Genomic DNA, 22414 nt, shown 5'->3' with positions numbered 1-22414 from the left:
GTCCTTCAGAGTGTTGTGATTGTTGTTTGGAATGAGTCGACGGTCAGGCGGAGGCCGTCTTGTGCAGCAGCCCTCGGCTACCGCGCAACGCGACGCACAGCCCCGCGACGCCGGCCGTCGCAGTGGCTGCGAGCTGCAGCAGTCCGCCGCCGGCGAGTGCACCCTCGCCCTTGGTGATCGGCAACGCGACGAACGCGCCAGCCGCCATACCCATCGCGGCGCACAGCACCGCGGGTCCGACGCTCTCGGCGACCCGGGCCCGGTCGAGGACCCGCAGCGGGACGCCCGCTTGCCAGAGTCGGCGGTAGGTGCGCCGTCGGTCGAGCACTGCCGCCGCCGCGACGATGCCGGTCGAGGCGGCCGCCATCAGGAACGACAGGCCGAGGACGACCAGACTCGATCGGCGGAAATCCTTGCCGTAGAACGCATCCCGAGCAGTGACGTCTGCGCCGGTCGCCATCGGTGTCGCCGGGAACGCCCGCTGTATGGCGGCACGCGCGCGCTGCTGGGCGACCGGATCGTGCGGCAGCTGCACCATGACCGAGCGCGTCTCGCCGTCACCGGTGCTAGCGAAAATCGTTGCGCCGGAGCCATCCCCGGCACTCACCCGCGGCTCGACACCCGCGTCCCGCAGCGCCGCCCGTGCCGTGGTCAGCGCGGGAGCGGTCTGCGACTGGGTGACCGCGATGTCCAACCGGTCGGCTGCGCCGTAGACCACCTGGTTGCCGGCCGGCGCGAAGAGCGCGAGGAAGCCGGCCACGAAGCAGGCCAGCACCAGACCGGAGATGGCCCGCCACCCGCTGCGCGGGTCGGCCTGGAGCCGGCGGCCGGCGATCATGGCCGCGGCGTTGCCGGTGCGGTGTCCGCGGTGCACCTGCCACGCTCCCCACAGCCGCAGCACCACTGGACCGATCGCGCCGAACACCGCGAAAACGACGGCAAACACGACGATCACGGCGGCGAGGTCCGCGCCCTTGTCCCGCGTGACCACGAAGAATGCGCCGAAGGCGGCGACCGCGGCGAGGATCCGCCACCAGATCGGGAACCGGGCGGTGTGCTCGGCGGTGATCGCAAGCGGGTTGCGCAGGATGCGGCCCAGCGGCAGCAGCGCACTGGCAGCGGTGAAGACCAAGGCACCAAGCAGCACTAGGACGGTGCCGGGGACCCCCGGCCACAGCTGCCCGACCTCGAGTCGCGAACCGTCGACCGACACCTGCGCGAGCAGCGGCAGCGTGGACCACGATGCGACGATCCCGGCGAGACCACCCGCGAGTGCGGGCGCGCCCGCCTCCAGGACGATCAGCCCGGCAAGCTGCCGACGGGAGGCGCCGGCGAGCCGCAACGTCGCCAGCCGCTGGGTCCGACGCCCAGCACCCAAGCGCGCGGCGGCACCCACCAGGGTCAGCACCGGCACCAGGAGCAGCACCGTCGCGACCTTGCCGAGCGCGACGTACTGCGCGATCGTGCTGCCGCCACCGGCCGGCGTGCCGGTGAAGCCGGCGATGGGCGTGGGCGCGCTGAAGTCGCCGGGGTAGCTGACCAGGCTCCAGCCGGCACCGTGCAGTGTCGGGTCGCCCGTCGTCGTGCCGACGACGGCCACCAGTTGATCCGGACCGGTGAGCCCTTCGGTGCCGATCCGCCCGGAGACCTTCCCGAAGGGCTGCGCCTTCGCCCGGAGATCAGCCAGCCGATCGGCCAGCGCCGGCGACACCCACGTCGTGCCGGCCCGTGGGAAGGCGTTCATCCCGGGCGGCGCGGGCAGCGCGGCCTGCGGTCGGTCGCTCGCGAGCCGTATGACGGTCACCGGCTTCTCGTCGAGGTATGTCGTCGAAGTGACCTGCGTCGCAACCGGATTCGACGCGGCAGCCGGACGCAGCCACGCCGTGCGATCGCCCCGGTTCGCGAGCGCGAGGTTGACGCCCAGCGTCAACAGCGCGACGGTGACAGCAAGGCCGACGGTCGCCGCAGACAACCACCAGGTGCGACGGTCGGCGGGCCCGCCACCGCGGCGCAGCCGTCGCGCGAGCTGGAGCACAGCAGAGATGTTCATGCCATCGCCCCTGCGTGCACGTCGGTGATCCGTCCGTCGGTGAGGCGCAGCACCACATCGCAGCGGGCCGCCATCTCCGGGTCGTGGGTGACCAGCACCAGCGACGAGCCGAGCTCGCGCCGGGTGCGGTGCAGCAGGTCCATCACCTCGTGGCCGGTCCGCCGGTCGAGGGCGCCGGTCGGTTCGTCAGCGAGCAACACGTCCGGGCGGGTGACCACGGCACGGGCAATCGCGACCCGCTGTTGCTGACCGCCGGACAGCTCGCCCGGGCGGCGGTCGCCGAGCCCCGGCAGTCCCAGTGGCTCCAAGAGGTCGTGCGCGCGGCGACTCGCCTCGGCATACGACACACCCGAGAGGAGCAGCGGCAGCGCGATGTTCTCGACGGCGGTCAGCTCGCCCAGCAGTTGTCCGGACTGGAAGACCAGCCCGAAGTCGCTGCGGCGCAACGCGGCCCGCGCTTCGGAGCCGAGCTGGGACACGTCGACCGCGCCGCGTCGGCGACCGCGCGGGTGGAAGGTCACGGTCCCCGCATCAGGCCGCAAAATCCCGGCCAGGATGTGCAGCAAGGTCGTCTTCCCCGACCCGGACGGACCCATCAGGGCGACCGAGGCCGCTTCCGGGATGACGCAGTCGACGCCGTGGAGCACGGGCTGGCCGCCGTAGGCGTGACCGATCCCGTGCGCAATGAGCACAGTGTTCGTTGAATTCATGCCTGGGACAGTAGGTTTCGGCATACCCACGCCACATCGGCCAGATCGCCGGTCTTCGTGGCGACACCTCGGCCAAAAGGCCTACCCGACACGCGAGAGGATGCAGACAATGAGCACCGAGTCCGCGCGACCGCCGCACCTGCGGGCCACGGCACTCGCGCTGGTGCTCGTCGGCGGTTTCTGCGGCACGGCCGCACGGGACCTGGTGCAGAACGCGTTCCCGCACAGCGCATCCGGCGTGCCGTGGGCGACGTTCGGCATCAACCTCGCCGGCGCGTTCGTCCTCGGCGTGCTGCTGGAGGGCCTGGCACGATCCGGCGAGGACGACGGACGCCGCCGACGGATCCGGTTGCTCGCCGGCACCGGCTTCTGTGGCGCGTTCACCACCTACAGCGCGCTGGCGACCGACACCGTGCAGCTGTGGGAGGTCGGGCACCGCACCACCGCCGGCATCGCGTATGCCGCAGGCACCGTCCTCGCCGGCCTCGTCTGCACCTGGCTCGGCCTCATGGTGGCCTCCCGCACCGCCCGCGGAGGCGCACGGTGATCCTCGTGCTCACCTTCCTCGCCGGGGCGCTCGGCGCCGTCGCCCGGTTCGTCGCCGACGCCGAGTTACGCCGGCGCGTGCTCCCGGACGGGCCGTGGGCGACGGTGCTGATCAACGTCTCGGGGTCGCTCGTCCTCGGCGGACTGGCCGCCTGGGCCCACCGCTCGGCATCCGGGGAGTCCGCGCTCGCCATACTCGGCACCGGATTCTGCGGCGGCTACACGACTTTCAGCACCGCGAGCTACGAGACGATGCGGCTGATCGAGCAGCGCCGCTACACCGTGGCCGTCCTGAGTGGTGCCGGTGGCCTGGTCCTGGCGGTCGCCGCGAGCCTCCTCGGCTGGGCAGCCATAGCCGCCTCCTGAAGTGATGTGACGCCCAACACTCCCTACTGATCAGTCGCGGCTTACCGTGTGCGGATGCAACCTCCCAGTGAGAACGGCCTCGGCAGCGGCCTCAAACCCCGTCACGTCACGATGATCTCCATCGCCGGAGTCATCGGAGCAGGCCTCTTCGTCGGCTCCGCGAGCGCCATCAAGCTCGCCGGCCCCGCCGTGCTGATCGCCTACGCGCTCGCCGGCACCCTCGTCATCCTGGTCATGCGGATGCTCGGCGAGATGGCCACCGCCTCGCCCGACACCGGCTCGTTCTCGACCTACGCCGACCGGTCACTCGGCCGCTGGGCCGGCTTCTCGATCGGCTGGCTCTACTGGTGGTTCTGGGTGCTCGTCATCCCGGTGGAGGCGACCGCGGGCGCGGCGATCCTCACCAACTGGACCGGCTGGCCGCAGTGGATCTTCGCGCTGCTGATCACCGCCCTGCTGATGGGCAGCAACCTGCTCTCGGTCGGCAACTACGGCGAGTTCGAGTTCTGGTTCGCACTGGTCAAGGTGATCGCGATCGTCGCCTTCATCGCGATCGGTCTGTGCGCGATCTTCGGGGTGCTGCCCGGCTCGCACACCTCCGGAGTCGGGCACCTGACGTCGGAGGGCTTCATGCCCTTCGGTCTGGGCGGCGTCATCGCCGCGATGCTGACCACGATGTTCACCTTCATGGGCACCGAGATCGTGACGATCGCGGCCGCGGAGTCGCCCGACCCGGTCGGCGGCATCCGCAAGGCCGTCAACTCGGTGATCTGGCGCATCTCGCTGTTCTACCTGGGCTCGATCTTCGTTGTCGTTGCTCTGGTTTCGTGGAAGGACCCGAAGCTCGGCAGCGAAGGCTCCTACCAGGTCGCACTCGACCGGATGGGCCTCGGCGGCCTGTCGACGGTGCTCGACATCGTCGTGCTCACCGCCGTCGCGTCCTGCCTCAACTCCGCCCTCTACACCGCGTCCCGTATGGCGTTCTCGCTCTCCCGCCGGGGCGACGCGCCCAAGGTCTGGTCCTCGGTCACCTCACGCGGCGTCCCCGCCTGGGCGATCACGATGAGCACCGTCGTCGGCTTCCTCGGCGTCATCGGCAACTACCTGCTGCCCGGCAAGATCTTCGGCTACCTGCTGGCCAGCTCCGGCGCGATCGCGCTGTTCGTCTACCTGGTGATCGCCGGCTCGCAGATCGTGATGCGCCGGCAGTTGCAGGCGCAGGGTGTGCGGCCGCCGGTGCGCATGTGGGCCTACCCCTACCTCACCTACGCCACGATGATCTTCATCGTCGCCGTGCTGGTGACGATGGCGGTCCGCGACGGCCAGCGGCTCGAGCTGTGGCTGTCGGTCGCACTGGGCGCGATCGTGGTCGCGGCGGGCATCGTCAAGCACGGTCTGCGCGAGAGGGCGGACACCCCGCCGGCGCGGGTGGACGCGCGATCGTGATCTGACCGCAAGCGTCGGCACGACCGCGGTCGCGGTCGCTTGCCGGCCCGCCGCGTTACGGTCGTCGTATGACCACAGAACAGTCCGACCCAGGGGACGTCGCTGCGTCATACGACGCGGTGGCGAAGGACTACGCCGAGGCGATCCGCGGCGAGCTCGGCGGCAAACCGCTCGACCGGGCCTTGCTCGCCGCGGTCACCGAGATGTGCGACGGCGGCCGCATCGCCGACATCGGCTGCGGCCCGGGGCACGTCGCCCGGCACCTGGCCGATCTCGGCGCCGACGTGATCGGCCTGGACATCTCCCCGGCGATGATCGAGATTGCGCGCGCCGACAACCCCGGGGTGCCGTTCGAGGTCGAGTCGATGACCGATCTGTCCGAAGCCGACGGCAGCCTGGCCGGGGCCCTGCTGTTCTACTCGATCATCAACCTCGGCGAGGCCGAGCGGGCGCGCGCTTTCGCGCAGGTGACCCGGGTGCTGCGCCCGGGCGGAATCGCGTTGGTGGCGTTTCATATTCGCAGCGAGGAGTTTGCGCCGGGCCAGACCAATCACGTGCGCACCTGGTTCGGGCACGCCGTCGCCCTGGAGGGGCACTTCCTCGACCCGGAGGAGGTCATCGAGGAGATCGCCGACGCCGGCCTCGACATCGTGTCGGTGATCACCCGCATGCCGCACCCGGACACCGAGTTCCCGAGCGAGCGCGCCTACGTGCTCGCGCAGAAGCCGGTGCTCGAGCCCTGAGTTGCTGGGTCGCTGACTCAGCCCAGCCCGCGGCGCAGCCGGTCCAGTGCGGCGCGCGCGCCGTCGGCGTCCAGCGCGGAGCCGCCGACGACGTCGCCGAGCGTGCTGGGTGGCCGCTGGTCGGCGAGCTCGTCGATGGTCAGTGGCCGATCCGTCGGCAGGTCGGGCGGCTGCGCGTCGGTCGGCAGGTCGGCCGGCTGCGCGTCGGGCACGACATCGGGCACCGGCGTCAGCGACTCCCGCCGCCGCTGCACCGCGTCGACCAGCCGGCCATAGGCCGCGGCGTCGCGCGCGTCCGCGAGCCACGCATCGGCTGCCTCCGCGACCTGCCGGTCGTGCCACCCCCGCGCCCCCTGGACCATGCGCCCGACGATAGCCCGGCCCCCTCCCGCGCCGTCGCGCCCGCGACCCCCAACCCCTCCCGCCCCTCTCGCGAGTGACGGCTTCCTCGCCGACTGACCCCGCGATGCGACCGTCAGTGGCCGAACGACGCGTCAGTCGCCGGCTGACCGCAGCGTAGCTTCGGCCCGGCATACGCCAGGATGGGCCGCATGAGCTTCGAGACGATCGACTGCCAGGTCAGCGACGGCATCTGCACGATCACCCTCAACCGGCCCGACCAGCTCAACGCGTTCACCGTGCAGATGGCGAACGAACTGGTCGAGGCGTTCACCCGGGTCAACTCCGACGACGACGCGCGAGCGGTCGTGGTCACCGGCGCCGGGCGGGCGTTCTGCGCCGGCATGGACCTGTCGGTCGAGGGCAATGTCTTCGGCCTCGGCACCGACCCCGAGCCGACGATGGCGGACATGCAGGAGCGGCTCGACGACCCGCGCATCGTGGAGAAGGTGCGCGACACCGGTGGCCGGGTCAGCCTGGCGATTTACGCCTGCACCAAGCCGGTCATCGCCGCGATCAACGGGCCGGCCGTCGGCATCGGCGCGACGATGACCCTGCCGATGGACATCCGGCTGGCATCCGACAAGGCCCGCATCGGCTTCGTCTTCGGCCGCATCGGCATCGTGCCGGAAGCCTGCTCGTCGTGGTTCCTGCCGCGCATCGTCGGCATCTCGCGCGCGCTGGAGTGGACCTACAGCGCCGACATCCTCACCGCACAGGAGGCGTATGACGGGGGTCTCGTCCGATCCGTCTACGCACCCGACGAGTTGCTCTCTGCGGCATACGAATTGGCGCACCGCTTCGTCGACGGCCACTCCCCCGTCGGCGTCGCCCTCACGCGCCAGATGATGTGGCGCAACAGCGCCCAGCCGCACCCGGTCGAGGCCCACCGCGTCGACTCGCTGGCGATGTACTACACCAGCTTCGGCGACGGTGTCGAAGGCGTGGCGGCATTCAACGAAAAGCGGCCCGCGGACTTCACCGCCAAGGTCTCCACCGACATGCCGCCGTTCTATCCGTGGCAGGACTGAGCCCCGGCGACTGACGTCCCATTCCCGCGAGTGACGTCCGCCGCACTGAGTGACGACGCTGCACCGACGTCACTCGTTGCAAGCGACGTCAGTCGACGACGCAGCGCCCGGCGGCCACCCGGCCACCGGGCGCTCCTTTGCGTTACACGACACTCAGTGCGCGGACGCGCCGAGCTCGACCTCCTCGGCCTGCGCCTCCGCCTGCGAGTGCTCGATGTAGACATCGACCTGGTCGCGCGGCAGCTGCACGTAGTAGGACCAGGCCATCACGATGATGCTGAACACGAAGGTCACCGGGAACGCGGTGTCGAAGTGCAGCACACCCTGGCCGCCGCCGTAGTCACCCAGCCAGGAGATCAGCGCGAGGCCGCCGAGCCACGGGATGTACCAGCTGCCGCCCTTCCAATCCCATTGCGGTTGCTGGCCCTTCGCGGCGTTGACGACATACATGACACCGAGCAGGACCACACCGAGCAGCACCGCCATGAACAGCTTGGAGTTGGTCTCCCAGCCGGTCCAGTAGACGATCAGGTTGGCCGACCAGAACGCGAAGAACGCGACGACTTTGCCGCCGGGCAGGCGGAACGGCCGCTCGTGCTCCGGGATCTGCTTGCGGAAGGTCATCAGCACCAATGGGCCGGAGCCGAAGGACAGCACCGTCGCGGAGGTGATGAAGCCGACCAGCTGCTGCCAGCTCGGGAACGGCAGGAAGAGGATCAGCCCCACGAAGAACGCCAGGATCATGCTGATCAGCGGGACGCCGTTCTTGGTGGTCTTGGCGAGCGCCTGGGGTGCGTTGCCGTTGCGCGCCATCGCGTAGGAGATGCGCGAGGTCACCGTGGTGTAGATCAGCCCGGTGTCGGCGGGCGACACGATCGCGTCGATGTAGAGGAGCGTCGCCAGCCAGCCGAGGCCGAGGATCGTCGCGATCGCCGCGAGCGGGCCGAAGTCGTCGGCGAAGTTGACCTGACTCCAGCCCTTGGCGAGGTCGCCGCCGGAGAGCGCACCGATGAACGCCACCTGCAGGAGCACGTAGATCAGCGCGCACAGCAGCACCGAACCGATCACCGCGAACGGCACGTTGCGACGCGGGTTGTCGGTCTCACCGGCGAGCTCGATGCCCTGCCGGAAACCGAGGAAGGAGAAGACAATTCCGGAGGTGGCGATGGCAGTGAACATGCCGTGTGCACCCATCGGCGCGAAGCCCTTGCTGGTGAAGTTGCCACCGTCGAAGTGGGTCACGAGGAACGCCACGATGACGATTGCGATGATGATCAGCTTCCACCAGACGAGGATGTTGTTGACCCGCGCGAACCAGCGCACGCCGAAGTAGTTGATCACCACGAAGACGGCCATCGCGATGATCGCCACCACCATGCCGAGACCGGTGAGCGTGTGCACCGTCACCGGCGCGTCGCTGCTGCACGCGTCGACGCACTTGACCGTGGTGAAGTCGGCGTACTTGGTCGCGTAGGTGAGCGCGCCCTCGACTTCGATCGGGGCCACCGCCATACAGGCGACCCAGGTGATCCAGCCGGTCATGTAGCTCGCGAACGAGCCGAAGCTGATGTGCGGGAAGCGCACCACGCCACCCGACAGCGGGAACATCGTGCCGAGTTCGGCGTAACACAGGCCGATCAGCAGGATCATGAAACCGCCGAGCGCCCAGGAGATCGTCGCGGCGGGACCGGCGGTCTTGGCGGCGTTCATCGCGCCGAAGAGCCACCCGGAGCCGATGATCGAGCCGACGCCGGCGAAGAGCAGGCCGATGCGTCCGACGTGCCGATTGAGTTTGGTGTCCCCGGTGTCTGCCGGGCTCGCGCCCCCGGGTGAATCCTTGTCAAGGATCGATGACAAGTGCACTCATCCCTTTCCCGCCACGTATGCCGTGGCCTGCTCGAAGACGGGCGACCTGCCGGATGCCTCGAACAACTCGAATCAATCGCGTCGATCGCGCCGATCGCGCCCGAACTGTTCGCTCGAATCCATTGGCCGCCAATGCCGAACGGCGACGCTACTCGCCGGGCCGCGGCCCCGCGGGGTACTCAGGAGTTACACACCAAACGTTATCTCCCCGCAACAATTGCACTCGGCAATTGATCCGGCGGTCGGCCGGGCGCGGGATCGTACGATGCAGGCGTGTCCGACATTGACGACTCCGTGATGGACAGGACCGACAGCACCGACGAACTGGTGACCGCGCTGCTCACGGCGTCGCGGGTGTTGGTCGGGGTGTCCGCCCGATCACTCGCCGACGTCGCCGAGTCGCTCACCATGACGCAGTTCCGTCTGCTGGTGGTGCTGTCCAACGCCGGCACCGTCCGGCTCAACCAGCTCGCCGACGCGCTCGGGGTCAACGCCTCGACCGCGTTGCGCACGGTGGACCGGCTCATCGCGGCCGGCCTGGTGAGCCGCACCGAAAATCCGGACGACCGGCGCGAGGTGCGCCTCAGCCTGACCCCCGACGGAGCCGAGACCGTCGAGCGGGCGACCTCCCGGCGCCGGGCCGAACTCGCCCGGATCGTCGACCGTATGCCGCAGTCCCGGCGTCGCGAGATCGTCCAGGCACTCCTCGCGTTCAACGACGCCGCGGGCGAACCGGAGGCCACCCCGCACCGTCCGGCCTGGTGACGTCAGCGGCCACGCCGGTCGCGGAAGAAGTCGCTGAGCAGCTGTGCGCATTCGTCCCGTCGTACGCCGCCGACGGCGTCGACCCGGTGCGGGCTGGGGTTGTCGGCGATGACATCCCAGGCGCTGCCGCAGGCGCCCGCCTTCGGGTCCCAGGCACCGAAGACGATATGCGAGATGCGGGACTGCATGATCGCGCCCGCGCACATCAGACATGGTTCCAAGGTCACCACCAGCGCGCAGTCGTCGAGGCGGTAGTGCCCGAGTTTGCTTGCCGCAGAACGGATCGCGACGATCTCCGCGTGCGCCAGCGGGTCGGCGTCGGCCACCCGGCGGTTCGGGCCGACACCGATCACCGCGCCGTCCGCGTCGACGATGACCGCACCGACCGGCACGTCGTCGGTCGCCAGCGCGTCGCGCGCCTGGGCGAGAGCGGCCTCCATCCAGTGGCCGGCGTCGGCAGGGATCGTCACGGCTAGAGTCTGCGGTATGCGCGTCGAGCAGGCCAAACACCCACTGATCGCCCACAAGCTGACCTATCTGCGCGACAAGCGCACGGACAGCCCGACGTTCCGCCGGCTGGCCGAGGAGCTGGTGACGCTGCTCGCCTACGAGGCGACCCGTGAGGTGCGGGTGGAGCCCTTCGAGATCGAGACGCCGGTCGGCCCGACGACGGGCATCAAGCTGTCCTCGCCGAAGCCGCTCGTCGTGCCTATCCTGCGCGCCGGGCTCGGCATGCTCGAGGGCATGGTGCGGCTGCTGCCGAGCGCCGAGGTCGGCTTCCTCGGAATGCAGCGCGACGAGGAGACCTTCGAGGCGATCACCTACGCCAACCGGCTGCCCGACGACCTGTCCGGCCGGCAGTGCTACGTGCTCGACCCGATGCTTGCGACCGGCGGCACGCTCGCCATGGCGATCCGCTACCTGGTCGACCGCGGCGCCGACGACATCACCGCGGTCACGCTGCTGTGCGCACCCGAAGGCATCAAGGCCCTGGAAGACTCGCTCGCCGACATCCACGTGCCGGTCACCCTGGTGACCGGAGCGATCGACGACCACCTCAACGACGACGGCTACATCGTCCCCGGCCTCGGCGACGCCGGCGACCGTCTCTACGGCGTGGTCTGAATCTCCCTCTGCCACAACGGCATTGACGGCGATCGGCCGGGCGACTCGCGTGTGCGAGCCGCCCGGCCTGCTGCTTTCGGACCGGTCGGGTCAGGCGACCTTGACCGCCCTCAGCGCGTTGGCGACCTGGGTGCAGTCGGCCGACGTCGTGCCGGCCACCCCGTTGGTGACATTCGCCGAGCACGCCTGCTTCAACGCGGTGCCGAGCGAGGAGTAGGTGGCGTTCGACGTCAGCATGGTCTGCGCGGTCCAATAGATCTGAGACGCCTTGCCGATGCCGATCCCGGTCACCGTCGTGCCGTTCAGCGAGCCGCCGTCGACCAGCAACTGGGCCGCCTTGTTGCCGACCCCGGAGTTGGTGTGGACACCGCCGTAGTCGTTGTTCTCGGTCGGGTTGGTGGTGGTGGGCTGCCAATAGGTGCCCTTGTAGGTGTCCGGCTGCTGGTGAGACGTCGGGGTCTTCATGTCCCGGATCACGCCGAGCGAGCTGCCCTCGCCGATCTTCCACCGGTTGGCTGCCGTGTCGTCGGCACTGCCGTTGCCGAGATCCATGAACTCACCGAAGATGTCCGACATCGACTCGTTGATCGCGCCGGCCTCGTTCTCGTAGGCCAGGCCGTTGGTGTTCGACGTCACGCCATGCGTCATCTCGTGCCCGGTGACGTCGTCGGTGCTGACACCCTCGCCGTACACCATCGCGGAGATGTCGTCCCGCCAAAACGCGTTGGCGTAAGGGCAGGCCTCACCCGAGATGCACTGCCGCACACTCGCCCGCAGCGCCTTGCCCACGCCATCGCGGTAGTCGACGCCGATCAACGCGGTCAGGTCACCGGCGGCGGTGTTGCGTGCGTAGAAGGAGCTCGTGTCGCCGAAGAAGGTGTAGACCGAGTTGGCGTCGACGACACTCGAGGGGGCCGAGCCCTCCGACCGGGTCAGCGTGTTGCGGAAGCCCTTCCCGCACCGCAGGTCGGACACGACGATGGCCTGGTAGCGATTGGCATCACAGACCGCCCGGTTGATCTCGTACTGAGTGGGCGTGGCCGCGAGGATCCGGGTGGTGTCGTTCGCCGACACGATGACCTTCCAGCCTTCGCTCGGCGCCGAAACCGAGATCTGATAGGCAGGCTCGGCCTCGGTGCGTGCCGACGCGCTGGCAGCGCCGGCGACAGACGGAGCGAACCACACCGTGTCGACGACCTTGGCGGTTGCGCCCTTGGCCTCCGTGACGGACTTGGCGGTGCGCTGGGCCGCGGCGGAGTTCTTCTGCAGGGTCTGCGCGGCCGGGAACGCACCGGTGGTGCCGGTGGCGACGTTGCCCATCGACTGGATGAGCTTGCCCTGCTTGTCCACCGCGTTGGTGATCGAGGAGCCGAAGACGACGTGCCCACCGATCACCTGCTGGAAGCGTGCGACCGATCCGCTGCCGAGTGCCTGTCCGCGGACCTTGCGGAACTGCGCGGACTTGTCGGAGTTGAACTTCGCCGCGAGTTCCTTGGAGACAGCGGCGTTTCCGACGGTCGGACGGCTGTCTCCCGGGGTGATGCTTCGCACCGCCCCACCTGCGGCATACGTGATCTTGTCCGTGCCGTTGCTGCTTCCGCTGCCCGGCGCAGCCAGGGCAAGTGGACTGGCTGCGATCAAGGCGACTGCGCTGGTGGCGCAGGTCGCCATCGCGACGCGAACGTGACGGTTACGTCGTGCTGACATGGGTTCTCCATCGATGTCGATCGGAATCGGGGTGGGCTGAGTCTGTGGCACCCGCGAGTCCGAAACAACAGACTTGGCAAGTCTTTACGCTTTCTTGGTCAAGTCCTGTCGAAGCGTTGAACTCTCCGGCTCGTCGCCCTGTCGGCGCAGTCCCCAGACCTGCGGCACGAGCAAGGTCGCGAGTGCGAGCGTTGCGTATGCCGCACCGGCCACCAGCAGCAGCGTCCGCACGTCGACGTTGTCGGCCAGCCAGCCGAAGGCGAGCGTCCCGATCGGAAGCGCCACGAACGAGCCGAGCATGTCGTAGCTGGAAACCCGGGACAGCACCTCGCTCGGGATGCGCTCCATCATCGCGACCGTCCAGCCGGTGCTGAAGGTCTGTGTGCCCATCCCGCTGACGAAGGCGACCGCCATCATCGGGAGCGTCGCGGGCCGAATCCCCAGCATCAGCAGGGGGATTGCGAAGAAGGCCATCCCCGCCATACCTGCGCGCAGCGGGTGCTGCAGCCGCCAGTGCAGCAGGATCACCGACATCACCAGCATGCCGACCGCCTCGGCGCCGACGACCAGACCCCAGCCGCGGATGCCGAGGTCCGGGTCGTTCTTGGCGACGACCGGGCCGACGACGACCCACGCTCCGATGTGGATCGCGTTGAGCACACCGAACGCCGCGACGATCACCCACAGCCAGGTGCGGGAGGTGAATTCGCTCCAGCCCTCACGCAACTCGGTGAGCATCGGGGTGCCGCGCCGGATCACGGACGGCAGCTCCACCTTGGCCAGCAGCGCGCTCGCGACGAGGAAAGTCGCGGCGTCGATGCCGATCGCGAGCGCCGGTCCGGCCGTCACGACGAGCATCGTGCCGACCACCGGGCCGACGAAGGTGCCGCCGTTGCGGACGAACGACATCAGCGAATCCGCCTGCTGCAGTTGCTCGCGGTCGACCAACTGCGGGATCAGCCCCTGCTGTGCCGGCATCGAAAAGGCAGTGACACCACCGGAAAGCGCTCCGAGGACCATCATCGAAGCGACGCTCGCCCACCCGGTCGCGAGCGACACCGCCATCGTCGCCTGAATCGCCGCCATCGCGAGATAGCAGCCCTGCATGACCGCGCGCCGGGGCAGCCGATCGGCGATCACGCCGCCGAAGAGCAGGAAGAGGATGTTGGCCCCCATCTGCGCGGCGAGCACCAGGCCGAGCGACTCGGCGGAGTTGTCGATGTGCAGCACGGCGAAGGCCAGCGTCACCGGCGTCATCATGCTGCCGAGCATGTTGATCGAGCGAGAGACGAAGAACCAGCGGAAGTTCCTCTCCTGCAAGACGTTCAGCGATGCGCGCAGCCCGGTCACTGACGGCCTCCGGGAGTCTCGGTGTCCTCGGTGTCATCGCTGAGCTGGAACAGCGTGGTCTGGAAGTTGACGTGCACGGTGCCCTCGGTGCGTGGCGGCCGGGCCTGCTCGTGGACCAGCCTGGAGGCCTCGTCCACGAGCGCCATTGCGCGCTGCCAGGTTTCGGGCTCCAGCCAGACTTCGGCGTCGGAACTCATCGCCCTCGTCCGGGGCTTGCGTTGGAAGAGGCGGCGCCGTAGCTCCTGATAGGCGGCCTCGGCATACAACAACTGGTCGTCGTCGTCGCCCGCCGACGGCCGTCGGTGCGAACGCACTTCGTCGCGGTAGTTGTAGCGGTATTTCTTGGCCACCCCACCGCGCACCGACTCGGTCCCGACGACGATGACCTCGCCGGTGTCGGCGAGCATCCGCACGTGATAGCTCGCGTTGGCCTGGCTGATGCCGAGCTCACGCGCCAGCTCCGCCGCGCTCAACTCGGCGCCGGTGAGCAGGGACAGCATCCGCAGCCGCACCGGATGGGCGACCGCGCGCAACCCGCCGAGCCGCTTCGCGTCGGCATCCTCCAAAGACATGTTGGGGAGTATGACGCGACTCCCGGCATACCGTCAAACACTTCTTTGGCGGCGCCGCCCCTGCGCACCCCGCCAGCACCCGCCACCCACCCGCGACCGCCCACTCCCCGGCGAGTACCCCCGCGACCGCCCAATCCCCGCTGAGCGGACCACTTATCGCCGACAGGACCACTTATTTCGCGGGTTCTGACCCGAAATATGTGTGCCTCTCGGCGATAAGTGAGCCTCTCGGCGAGGGGTGCTGGGGAGCGCTGGAGCGCGGGAACGGGTCCGACGGGTTGGACGGACCAGATGAGTTGGACGGGCCAGACAGGGGTCAGACTGGCCAGGCGTCGCCCCAGCGGGCATCGCGGGCCTGCTTGTAATCACCGCCGCGCCGCTTGGTCACCACGGACCGGCCGGCGGTGCCGTCGGGGCGGCAGAGCTGCAACTCCACCAGCCCCTTCCGCTTCACCGGGTGCCGGAGGATCCGCGCTTCCCCGGCCTCCCCCGACTCCTCTGCCTCCCCCGACTCCTCTGCCTTCCCGGACTTCTCGGCCTCCCCGGCCTCCTCAGCCGCGACCTCGGTCGCGCCGCCCGCGTCGGGAGCGAGCGCCGCGACATACGCGAACTTCTCGTCCTCGTGCCCGAGCTCGCCGCCCTTGAGCCGGCGGTGGATCGCCGATCGTTCGACGCGTGCGCCGAAGTGACACCAGTCGGGCGCCGCGAGCGGACAGTCGAGCTGATGCGGGCAGGGAGCCACGAGTTGCCAACCGGCCGAACGCAATTCGTCGCGGACCGCCATGATCCGTGCGTAACCGTCCGGCGTCCCGGGTTCGACCAGCACGACCGCCCGCCGCGCCGCTCCCATCGCCGCACGCGCGACGCCCAGCTGATCGGCCGGGGTGAGTTCGGAGAGGACGTAGGAGACCGTCACCAGATCTGCTGCCGGCACGGGGTCGCCCGCCTGCCAGCGCCGGAAGTCCACCCGGCCGGGCTCGCCGGCCCGGAGCTGCTCGCCCAGCCGCAGCGCCGCCTCGACCTGGTCCAGCACGGTCACCGTCGCGTCCGGCCATTCCTGCGCGACCGCCCACGCCGCAGCGCCGGTGCCGCCACCGAGATCGACGACCGAGGTGATCGGGCCCAGCCGGAAGGCGCTGTGCTGCAACAGATTGCGGCAGGCGGCGAAGGTGGCCGGCATACGGTAGAGCGCGTAGGCGAGCACGTCGACGTCGAACGCGAGGATCGGCGCCTGCGCGGCACCTCCGGCACGGTAGCGACCGATCAGCCGGTCGACCGACGCCGCGAGGGCGGCCAGCGGCACGCCGGCACTCTGCGCCTCCAGCGCGTCACGCAGCCGGAGCGCGGCCGATCGGTGCGGTTCTGCGGGCACCGCGGCATCGTACTGAGCGGCAGGCCCGCGCCATACGCTCGGGCGACACTCCCGAAGCCGCGGCCTCCTAGCCACTTTCGCCACATCTGCCACAATCTTGTCGAAGTGTGCCTCACCCCCGAAGAAGGCACCGACCACGCTCGCCCGGAGGAACCCATGGCCCTGGACAAGGTCAAGAAGGTCGTGATCTGGGTGGTCGTCGCCTTCATCGCCTACGCGATCTTCACCTCACCGTCCCGATCGGCCGACATCGTGCACAGCATCTGGCAGATCCTGTCCGACGGCGTCGACAGCATCGGCACGTTCTTCGACCGGATCCTCAACCGTTAGCCGCACCCCCATGGATCACGTCGATCCACACGCCGAGCGCGCACTCTCGCGTTACCTGCTCGACGACGAACACCTGGTCGTCGCGCAGGGGCAGCACTGGGCGTCCCTCGCCGGCCCGGTCGGTATGGCGGTCGGCGGCTTCTTCCTCGTGCTGATCGCCGGATTCACCGCACCCGCGAGCCTCGGCTTCCTCACCGACTTCGCCTGGAAGCTCTGGTTCATCCTGCTGCTGTATGCCGCGGCGCGCGTGCTGATGTGGCGCATCGACTGGTTCGCGGCCACCGACAAACGGCTGATCCTCACCTACGGCCTGATCAAGCGCCGGGTGGCGATGATGCCGCTGCCGAAGGTCACCGACATGTCGTTCAATCGCAGCGCGCTCGGCAGGGCGCTCGGCTACGGGCAGTTCGTGCTGGAGAGCGCCGGACAGGAGCAGGCGCTGCGGCAGATCGACTTCATCCGCGACCCGGAGCACACCTACCGGCGGATCTGCGGGGAGATCTTCGGCGACCCCGACCCGGACGAGGCGTCGTACGACCGGGGCGACGAGGACGACCCGACCGACCCCTATCTGCACCTGCAGCTGGCCGGCAACCGGAGGGGTCACACCGGTGACGACCCGACCGACGTGCCGGTGCGCCCGGTCGGCGCTTTCGTGCAGCGGCCGGAGAAGCCGCGGCGCGGTGGACTGCGGCGACGCATCCTGCGCGGCCCCGCCGAGGACGACGACGTGCCCTTCGGCCACGAGGGCGACACCGGCTGGACCACCCGCAACGATTAATCTGCGGTGTCGACACCCGCGCGCGTGCGCGGCTCACCAGCAGGAGTTGAGGTTCATGGCGGTCCGTCCGATCACGATCATCGGGCACAAGGCGTTGCATCAGCCGACCAAGAAGGTCAAGGAGATCACGCCCGAGGTGCGCACGCTCGTCGCGGACATGTTCGACACGCTCGACGCCGCCAACGGCGCCGGGCTCGCCGCCAACCAGGTCGGCGTGCGGCTGCGGATCTTCGTCTACGACTGCGCCGACGACTCCGGCATCGACCAGCGCGGCGTCGTCATCAACCCGGTCCTCGAGAAGGGCAGCGTGCCGCCGGGCGACCCCTCGCCCGAGGACGGTGCCGAGGGGTGCCTCTCGGTGCCCGGCGAGCACTTCCCGACCGCGCGCTCGGAGTGGGCGCGCGTCACCGGCACCGATCTCGACGGCAACGAGGTCGTCGTCGAGGGCCACGGCGGCACGCTCGCGCGCTGCCTGCAGCACGAGACCGACCACCTCGACGGCAAGCTGTATGTCGAGCGTCTCTCCCCCACCTACCGCACGCAGGCGCGTGAGGCGATCAAGCGGCGCGGCTGGGAGGCGGCCCACCTCACCAAGTGGGACCCTGCCACGCAGGAAGCCGAAAAGGTCTGATCTGCCATCGGTTTAGGGTGTGACCATGCGCGCCGAACCGATCGCCACACCACACGCATTCCACGCCGAGGGCCCGGTCTGGTGGCCCGAATGGTCCCTGGAGGGGCCGGGTGAGCTGCGTTACGTCGACATGTTCGCCGGCGACGTGCTGACCGTGCGCGGAGACGACGTCGAGCGGGTGCACGTGGGCAAGATCGCGGCGGCGCTGCGGCCCCGCGGAAAGGGCGGCGCGCTCGTCGCGCTGGAGCGCGGCTTCGCCCTGTCGGACAACAACGACCTGTCGGATCTGCAGGTGATGCAACCGATTTGGTCCGATCCGGCAATCCGCTTCAACGACGGTGGCTGTGACCCGATGGGCAACTTCTACTGCGGCACGATGGCCTACGACCAGACGCCGGGCGCCGCGTCGCTCTACCTGCTGACCACCGACGGCATGGCCTCGCCGGTGCTCGGCGACCTCACCATCGCCAACGGGATCGGCTGGTCGCCCGAGGGCGAGACGGCCTACTTCAACGACACCCCGACCCGCACGGTCAGCGCGTTCGACTGGGAGCCGGAGACCGGGCTCACCGAGCGCCGCCCGTGGGTGACGCTGCCCGACGACGTCAAGGGCAACCCCGACGGGCTCTGGGTCGACCAGGAGGGTGGCGTCTGGATCGCCCTGTATGGCGGCTCGGCCGTCCACCGTTATGTCGACGGCAAGCTCTCCGAGGTCGTCGAGGTGCCGGGCGTCACCAACGTCACGGCGTGCACCTTCGGCGGCGCCGACCTGCAGACGCTCTACATCACCACCAGCCGGGAGAACGTGCCCGACGGCGAGCAGCCGCTCGCCGGAGCCGTGTTCAGCTGCGAGCCGGGCGTCGGCGGCCTGCCGGTGGCCCCGTTCGGAGCCTGAGGTCACCCCTCACACCGGCTCGATTTCGTTCCTGCGCCACTGCTCCGGTAGAGTGTCTCGTCGTTGCCCGCGTGAGCGTGCGACGGGCACCCGTAGCTCAACGGATAGAGCATCTGACTACGGATCAGAAGGTTTGGGGTTCGAATCCCTACGGGTGCACGTACTGAGTTGAGACAGTGCACGAAGGTCCCGGCGAGCGGATGCGCTCACCGGGGCCTTTGCTGTGCCCGCGCGGTCAGCGACGGTGGCTAGAGTGCGCCTGGTCGCAGATCGCGACCCACTGCCCGCGAGAGGCCGCCGATGTCCAAGAGCAGGATCCACAACCTCTTCGTCTCCCTCGACGGCTACGCCGCCGGTGAGGAGGTCACGGCGGACAAGCCGATCGGCGACGCGCAGGCGCTCTTCGCGGACTTCGACGGCCGCTTCATCCACGGTCTCGGACCGGTGGACGCCCCGGTGACGCTCGATCGCGTGCTCAGCACCACCTGGGGGCAGGGCATCGGGGCCGAGATCATGGGGCGCGGCAAGTTCGGACCGCAGACCGGGCCCTGGCCGGAGGACGACTGGCGTGGTTGGTGGGGCGACGAACCGCCTTTCCGGACACCGGTTTTCGTGCTGACCCACTACCCGCGCCCGGAGATCGCCTTCGACAACGGCACCGTCTTCCACTTCGTCGACGCCGACCCGGCCGAGGCGCTCCGGCTCGCCCAGAAGGCCGCGGACGGGCAGGACGTGCGCATCGGCGGCGGCCCGCAGACCTACCGGCAGTTCCTCGCGGCCGACCTGGTCGACTCGATGCACATCGTCACCGTCCCGATCGTGCTCGGTCACGGAAACCCCTTGTGGGAGGGCCTCGGCGGCATCGAGCAGCGCTTCGACATCGAGACGTTCGCGTCGCCGAGCGGCCGCACCCACCAGATCTGGAACCGCACGGGGCGCTGACGCCCGGCGGCAATTCGGTTGCCCCCACCGGGATCGTCCGGCAGCCTGCCCGCATGCTGATCCGCCGAGAGCTGCCCGCCGACGCCCCCGCGATCCGGGCCATCCACGACGCAGCCTTCGACGGCGACCCGTCGATCGAGTCACGGCTCGTCGACGACCTGCGGAGCGCGGGCGACGTCATACCGCAACTGTCGCTGGTCGCCGAGTCCGGCGGCGAGCCCGTCGGCCACGTGGTGGTCAGCCGCGCGCAGCTCGGCGACGACGACTCGCTCGGGCTCGGTCCGCTCGGTGTGCTGCCCGCCGTCCAGCGTCAGGGTGTCGGGAGCGCGCTGATGCACGCGGCGCTGGCCGCGGCCGACGCTCTCGGCTTCCCGGAGGTGGTGCTGCTCGGAAGCCCCACCTACTACTCACGATTCGGCTTCCGCCTGTCGAACGAGGTCGGCATCGCACCGCCGAACCCGCACTGGGCCGCACACTTCCAGGTGCGCACCCTGTCGGCCTGGGACGACCGGCGCGGCGGCGCGTTCCGTTACGCCCCCGCCTTCCCGGCCGTATGACGGGAGCCCCGCACCGGCCGCACTTCCCGACCGACGGCCGCGCCGCGACGCGTCCGGGGCCGGGCGTCAGTGGTGGCCGTCGGTGACCTGCAGGTCGCGCGGGGTCAGCCACCACACCAGCGCGGCAGTGGCGGCCATCACGACCGCGGCCCACAGGCTGGTCGTCGTCAGCGAGTGGGTGAACGCCGTCTGAGCCTCGGTCAGCAGCTCGTGGCCGGAGCCGAGCTGTGGCGCGAGTGCGGTTGCGGACGCGAGGGACTCGCGGACCGCACCGGCCGCGTCGGCCGGGACACCGAGCTCTGCGAGGTGCCCGGTGCTGAGCTCGCCGCGGTAGACGGCTGCGGCGACACTGCCGAGCACGGCGACTCCGAGCGTCGCGCCGACCTCGTAGCTGCTCTCCTCGACCGCGGCGGCGCTGCCGGCTTCGTGCGTCGGTGCGCTGGCCATGATCGCGGCCGAGCCGACGGCGAGGGACATCTCGCCGACGCCGATGAGCGCCGTGGCCACCGCGAGGGCGCTGTAGGGCAGCGGGTCGGGCGCGGCATACAGCACCAGGTAGCCGATCGCTGCCAGCACCAGACCTCCGGCGAGCGGCAACCGCATGCCGGCGCGAGCCGCGATCGCCGGGCCGCTGAGGGCACCGACCAGGCCACCGATCGCGAGTGGCAGCAACGCAATTCCGGCCTCGAGCGGAGAGCGACCGTCCACCAGCTGGAGCCACTGCGCGCCCAGCAGGACCACCGCGACCAGCGCCATCGTGGAGCCGAGCGCGGTGAGGGTGCCGGCGGTGAAGCCGCGGTGGCGGAAGAGGCGGACCTGCAGGATCGGCCGCTCGACGCGCAGGCAGCGGCGGACGAACATCGTCAGGGCGACGGCCGCAAGGGTGAGCGCGACGACCCCGGCCGGGTCGAGGCCGTGCTTCGCGACCTGCTTGATGCCGTAGATCAGCGCGACCATGCCGACCATCGACTGCGCGGTCGCGACCAGGTCGAGCGGCGCCGGCCTGGCCGACCCGCTGCTCGGCAGCAGCAGGAATGCGCCCACGATGGCGGCCACCATCACCGGCACGTTAACCAGGAACGCCGCGTGCCAGCTGAAGTGCTCCAGCAACAGGCCGCCGATGATCGGGCCGACGGCGGCGCCGACCGCGGCCATCGACCCCCAGATCGCGAGGGCGGTGGCGCGCTCGCGCGGGTCGGTGAAGAGCACCCGCACCATCGACAGGGTCGAGGGCATGATCATCGCGCCGCCGACACCGAGCAGCGCACGCAGCGCGATCAGTGCCGCGGGACTGTCGACCACCAGCGCACCGATCGAGGCCAGACCGAAGATGGTGAATCCGCCGATCAGCATCAGGCGGCGGCCCCACCGGTCGCCGAGCGCGCTCACCGTGACCAGCAGGCCTGCGAGCACGAGCGAGTAGACGTCGACGATCCACAGCGTCTGTGTCGCGCTCGGGCGCAGGCTCTCCCCGATGCTCGGCAGCGCGACATTGAGGATCGTCATGTCCATCGCGACCACCAGCAGGCTGCCGGCGAGCACGACCAGACCGGCCCATCGCCGCGGATGGGCCTGCACGTCACTGGCCTTCATGACCGTCACGACGTCACTCATCGCCGGCGGATCCCCTCGAGAAGCGTTGTGGTCACCAGGTTTTCGAGCCCTCGACGCCCAAGGTCACCGAAACGCACCGCATCGCGTGCAGCGACCAGCTGCCCGAAGATCGACCAGCTCAGCCAGCGCGCCGGCACGTCCGTGCGCAACAGTCCGGCCTGCTGCCCGGCGGCCAGCAGGGCCGTCTCCCGCCGGGTCAGCTCCTCCGAGCGCCCGGCCAGCTCGGGCACCTGCTCGAGGAAGACGTCGGTGAGCGCGAAGCCGTATTCGTCGGCCTCGGCGACATATTCGCGAAGGAGGGTGTGCAGGGCGCGCTCGATCCGGGCCGGGTCGCCCGAGGCTCCGGCGGCATCGGCGTCGGCGATCTCCAGGCTGCGCTCCCACCGATCCGACGCGCGCTCACCCAACTGCCGCAACAGGTCCTCGCGCGAGGCGAAGCGCCGGTTGAGCGTCGCGCGGCTGATGCCGATCTGCTGGGCGATCGTCGCCATCGACGCACCGTGGTTGGCATTGAGCACGGCCACTGCGCGGGCGAGCAGCTCACTGGTCTCCATGAGGCAATCATGTCTCATGTGCGACGTAATTGTCCACCCGCGCGCGCTCTCCGTCGGCCGGG

General features: G+C 69.7%; 24 protein-coding genes and 1 tRNA gene. 14 read left to right on the top strand and 11 right to left on the bottom strand.

What is annotated here, in order from left to right:
- Nucleotides 1–43 precede the first annotated feature (43 nt).
- A complete protein-coding gene (locus tag HJ588_RS05505) occupies nt 44–2050 on the bottom strand; it encodes an FtsX-like permease family protein (RefSeq protein ID WP_171152823.1) in 2007 nt (668 codons plus the stop codon).
- Entirely contained in the window at nt 2047–2760 is a 714-nt protein-coding gene (locus HJ588_RS05500) for an ABC transporter ATP-binding protein (RefSeq protein WP_171152820.1), read from the bottom strand. The genes HJ588_RS05505 and HJ588_RS05500 overlap by 4 nt, the downstream gene beginning before the upstream one ends.
- Before the next feature lie 109 nt (nt 2761–2869).
- Here HJ588_RS05500 and HJ588_RS05495 point away from each other — a divergent pair, with 109 nt between their 5' ends.
- The 4 genes from HJ588_RS05495 (at nt 2870) to HJ588_RS05480 (ending at nt 5861) form a co-directional block, all read left to right on the top strand.
- Nucleotides 2870–3307, top strand: a complete 438-nt coding sequence (locus HJ588_RS05495) for a fluoride efflux transporter FluC (RefSeq protein ID WP_212755306.1) — start codon at nt 2870–2872, stop codon at nt 3305–3307.
- Nucleotides 3304–3672 (top strand): CrcB family protein, encoded by a 369-nt coding sequence (locus HJ588_RS05490; RefSeq protein ID WP_171152815.1) that lies wholly within the window; start codon nt 3304–3306, stop codon nt 3670–3672. Before HJ588_RS05495 ends, HJ588_RS05490 begins: the two co-directional genes overlap by 4 nt.
- Before the next feature lie 54 nt (nt 3673–3726).
- Nucleotides 3727–5118 carry an amino acid permease gene (locus tag HJ588_RS05485; RefSeq protein WP_171152813.1) on the top strand — a complete coding sequence of 464 codons (1392 nt, stop codon included), beginning with the start codon at nt 3727–3729 and terminating at the stop codon, nt 5116–5118.
- Nucleotides 5119–5186: 68 nt separating this feature from the next.
- Nucleotides 5187–5861 (top strand): class I SAM-dependent methyltransferase, encoded by a 675-nt coding sequence (locus HJ588_RS05480; RefSeq protein WP_171152811.1) that lies wholly within the window; start codon nt 5187–5189, stop codon nt 5859–5861.
- A gap of 17 nt (nt 5862–5878) precedes the next feature.
- Here HJ588_RS05480 and HJ588_RS05475 read toward each other — a convergent pair whose 3' ends face one another.
- Nucleotides 5879–6223 carry a hypothetical protein gene (locus HJ588_RS05475; protein WP_171152809.1) on the bottom strand — a complete coding sequence of 115 codons (345 nt, stop codon included), beginning with the start codon at nt 6221–6223 and terminating at the stop codon, nt 5879–5881.
- A gap of 189 nt (nt 6224–6412) precedes the next feature.
- Here HJ588_RS05475 and HJ588_RS05470 point away from each other — a divergent pair, with 189 nt between their 5' ends.
- The gene (locus tag HJ588_RS05470) at nt 6413–7291 is read left to right on the top strand and encodes a crotonase/enoyl-CoA hydratase family protein (RefSeq protein WP_171152807.1); all 879 of its coding nucleotides are present in this window, start codon (nt 6413–6415) and stop codon (nt 7289–7291) included.
- 153 nt (nt 7292–7444) lie between these two features.
- On the opposite strand, the gene HJ588_RS05465 is transcribed toward HJ588_RS05470, so the two are convergent.
- Entirely contained in the window at nt 7445–9148 is a 1704-nt protein-coding gene (locus HJ588_RS05465; RefSeq protein ID WP_212755304.1) for an APC family permease, read from the bottom strand.
- Between the two features lie 282 nt (nt 9149–9430).
- Here HJ588_RS05465 and HJ588_RS05460 point away from each other — a divergent pair, with 282 nt between their 5' ends.
- Nucleotides 9431–9922, top strand: coding sequence for a MarR family winged helix-turn-helix transcriptional regulator (locus tag HJ588_RS05460; RefSeq protein ID WP_212755303.1), 492 nt, complete (start codon nt 9431–9433; stop codon nt 9920–9922).
- A 2-nt stretch (nt 9923–9924) separates the two neighbouring features.
- Here HJ588_RS05460 and tadA read toward each other — a convergent pair whose 3' ends face one another.
- Complete coding sequence (tadA, locus tag HJ588_RS05455; protein ID WP_425483529.1) at nt 9925–10392, bottom strand: tRNA adenosine(34) deaminase TadA; 468 nt, start codon at nt 10390–10392, stop codon at nt 9925–9927.
- 16 nt (nt 10393–10408) lie between these two features.
- Between tadA and upp the strand changes: the two genes are divergently transcribed.
- Entirely contained in the window at nt 10409–11047 is a 639-nt protein-coding gene (upp, locus tag HJ588_RS05450; protein WP_171152805.1) for a uracil phosphoribosyltransferase, read from the top strand.
- 90 nt (nt 11048–11137) lie between these two features.
- Here the strand turns inward: upp and HJ588_RS05445 are convergent, their stop codons facing one another.
- The 4 genes from HJ588_RS05445 to HJ588_RS05430 all read right to left on the bottom strand — a co-directional run bounded on the left by HJ588_RS05445 (nt 11138) and on the right by HJ588_RS05430 (nt 16048).
- Nucleotides 11138–12754 (bottom strand): M4 family metallopeptidase, encoded by a 1617-nt coding sequence (locus tag HJ588_RS05445; protein WP_171152803.1) that lies wholly within the window; start codon nt 12752–12754, stop codon nt 11138–11140.
- Between the two features lie 84 nt (nt 12755–12838).
- Nucleotides 12839–14104, bottom strand: a complete 1266-nt coding sequence (locus tag HJ588_RS05440) for an MFS transporter (protein WP_171152801.1) — start codon at nt 14102–14104, stop codon at nt 12839–12841.
- Complete coding sequence (locus HJ588_RS05435; RefSeq protein WP_171152798.1) at nt 14101–14676, bottom strand: ArsR/SmtB family transcription factor; 576 nt, start codon at nt 14674–14676, stop codon at nt 14101–14103. Before HJ588_RS05435 ends, HJ588_RS05440 begins: the two co-directional genes overlap by 4 nt.
- A gap of 316 nt (nt 14677–14992) precedes the next feature.
- Nucleotides 14993–16048, bottom strand: coding sequence for a small ribosomal subunit Rsm22 family protein (locus tag HJ588_RS05430; protein WP_343036604.1), 1056 nt, complete (start codon nt 16046–16048; stop codon nt 14993–14995).
- A gap of 156 nt (nt 16049–16204) precedes the next feature.
- Between HJ588_RS05430 and HJ588_RS05425 the strand changes: the two genes are divergently transcribed.
- The 7 genes from HJ588_RS05425 to HJ588_RS05395 all read left to right on the top strand — a co-directional run bounded on the left by HJ588_RS05425 (nt 16205) and on the right by HJ588_RS05395 (nt 20184).
- Nucleotides 16205–16378: a hypothetical protein gene (locus tag HJ588_RS05425; RefSeq protein WP_171152795.1), complete on the top strand. Its 174-nt coding sequence runs from the start codon at nt 16205–16207 to the stop codon at nt 16376–16378.
- Between the two features lie 10 nt (nt 16379–16388).
- On the top strand, nt 16389–17159 hold the full coding sequence (locus HJ588_RS05420) for a PH domain-containing protein (RefSeq protein ID WP_171152793.1): 771 nt from the start codon (nt 16389–16391) through the stop codon (nt 17157–17159).
- Nucleotides 17160–17214: 55 nt separating this feature from the next.
- Nucleotides 17215–17790, top strand: a complete 576-nt coding sequence (def, locus tag HJ588_RS05415) for a peptide deformylase (protein WP_171152791.1) — start codon at nt 17215–17217, stop codon at nt 17788–17790.
- 25 nt (nt 17791–17815) lie between these two features.
- Entirely contained in the window at nt 17816–18685 is an 870-nt protein-coding gene (locus tag HJ588_RS05410; RefSeq protein ID WP_171152788.1) for an SMP-30/gluconolactonase/LRE family protein, read from the top strand.
- An 86-nt stretch (nt 18686–18771) separates the two neighbouring features.
- Nucleotides 18772–18844 (top strand) — tRNA-Arg (locus tag HJ588_RS05405).
- A gap of 141 nt (nt 18845–18985) precedes the next feature.
- Nucleotides 18986–19627 (top strand): dihydrofolate reductase family protein, encoded by a 642-nt coding sequence (locus HJ588_RS05400; RefSeq protein WP_171152785.1) that lies wholly within the window; start codon nt 18986–18988, stop codon nt 19625–19627.
- A 53-nt stretch (nt 19628–19680) separates the two neighbouring features.
- Nucleotides 19681–20184, top strand: a complete 504-nt coding sequence (locus HJ588_RS05395; protein ID WP_171152783.1) for a GNAT family N-acetyltransferase — start codon at nt 19681–19683, stop codon at nt 20182–20184.
- Nucleotides 20185–20250: 66 nt separating this feature from the next.
- Here HJ588_RS05395 and HJ588_RS05390 read toward each other — a convergent pair whose 3' ends face one another.
- Complete coding sequence (locus tag HJ588_RS05390; protein ID WP_171152781.1) at nt 20251–21798, bottom strand: MFS transporter; 1548 nt, start codon at nt 21796–21798, stop codon at nt 20251–20253.
- Nucleotides 21795–22352: a TetR/AcrR family transcriptional regulator gene (locus HJ588_RS05385; RefSeq protein WP_171152778.1), complete on the bottom strand. Its 558-nt coding sequence runs from the start codon at nt 22350–22352 to the stop codon at nt 21795–21797. The genes HJ588_RS05390 and HJ588_RS05385 overlap by 4 nt, the downstream gene beginning before the upstream one ends.
- Nucleotides 22353–22414 lie beyond the last annotated feature (62 nt).

The organism is Flexivirga aerilata, from assembly GCF_013002715.1.
In the GTDB taxonomy this organism is placed as follows: domain Bacteria; phylum Actinomycetota; class Actinomycetes; order Actinomycetales; family Dermatophilaceae; genus Flexivirga; species Flexivirga aerilata.
This window is presented reverse-complemented; position numbering and strand designations above follow the sequence as displayed.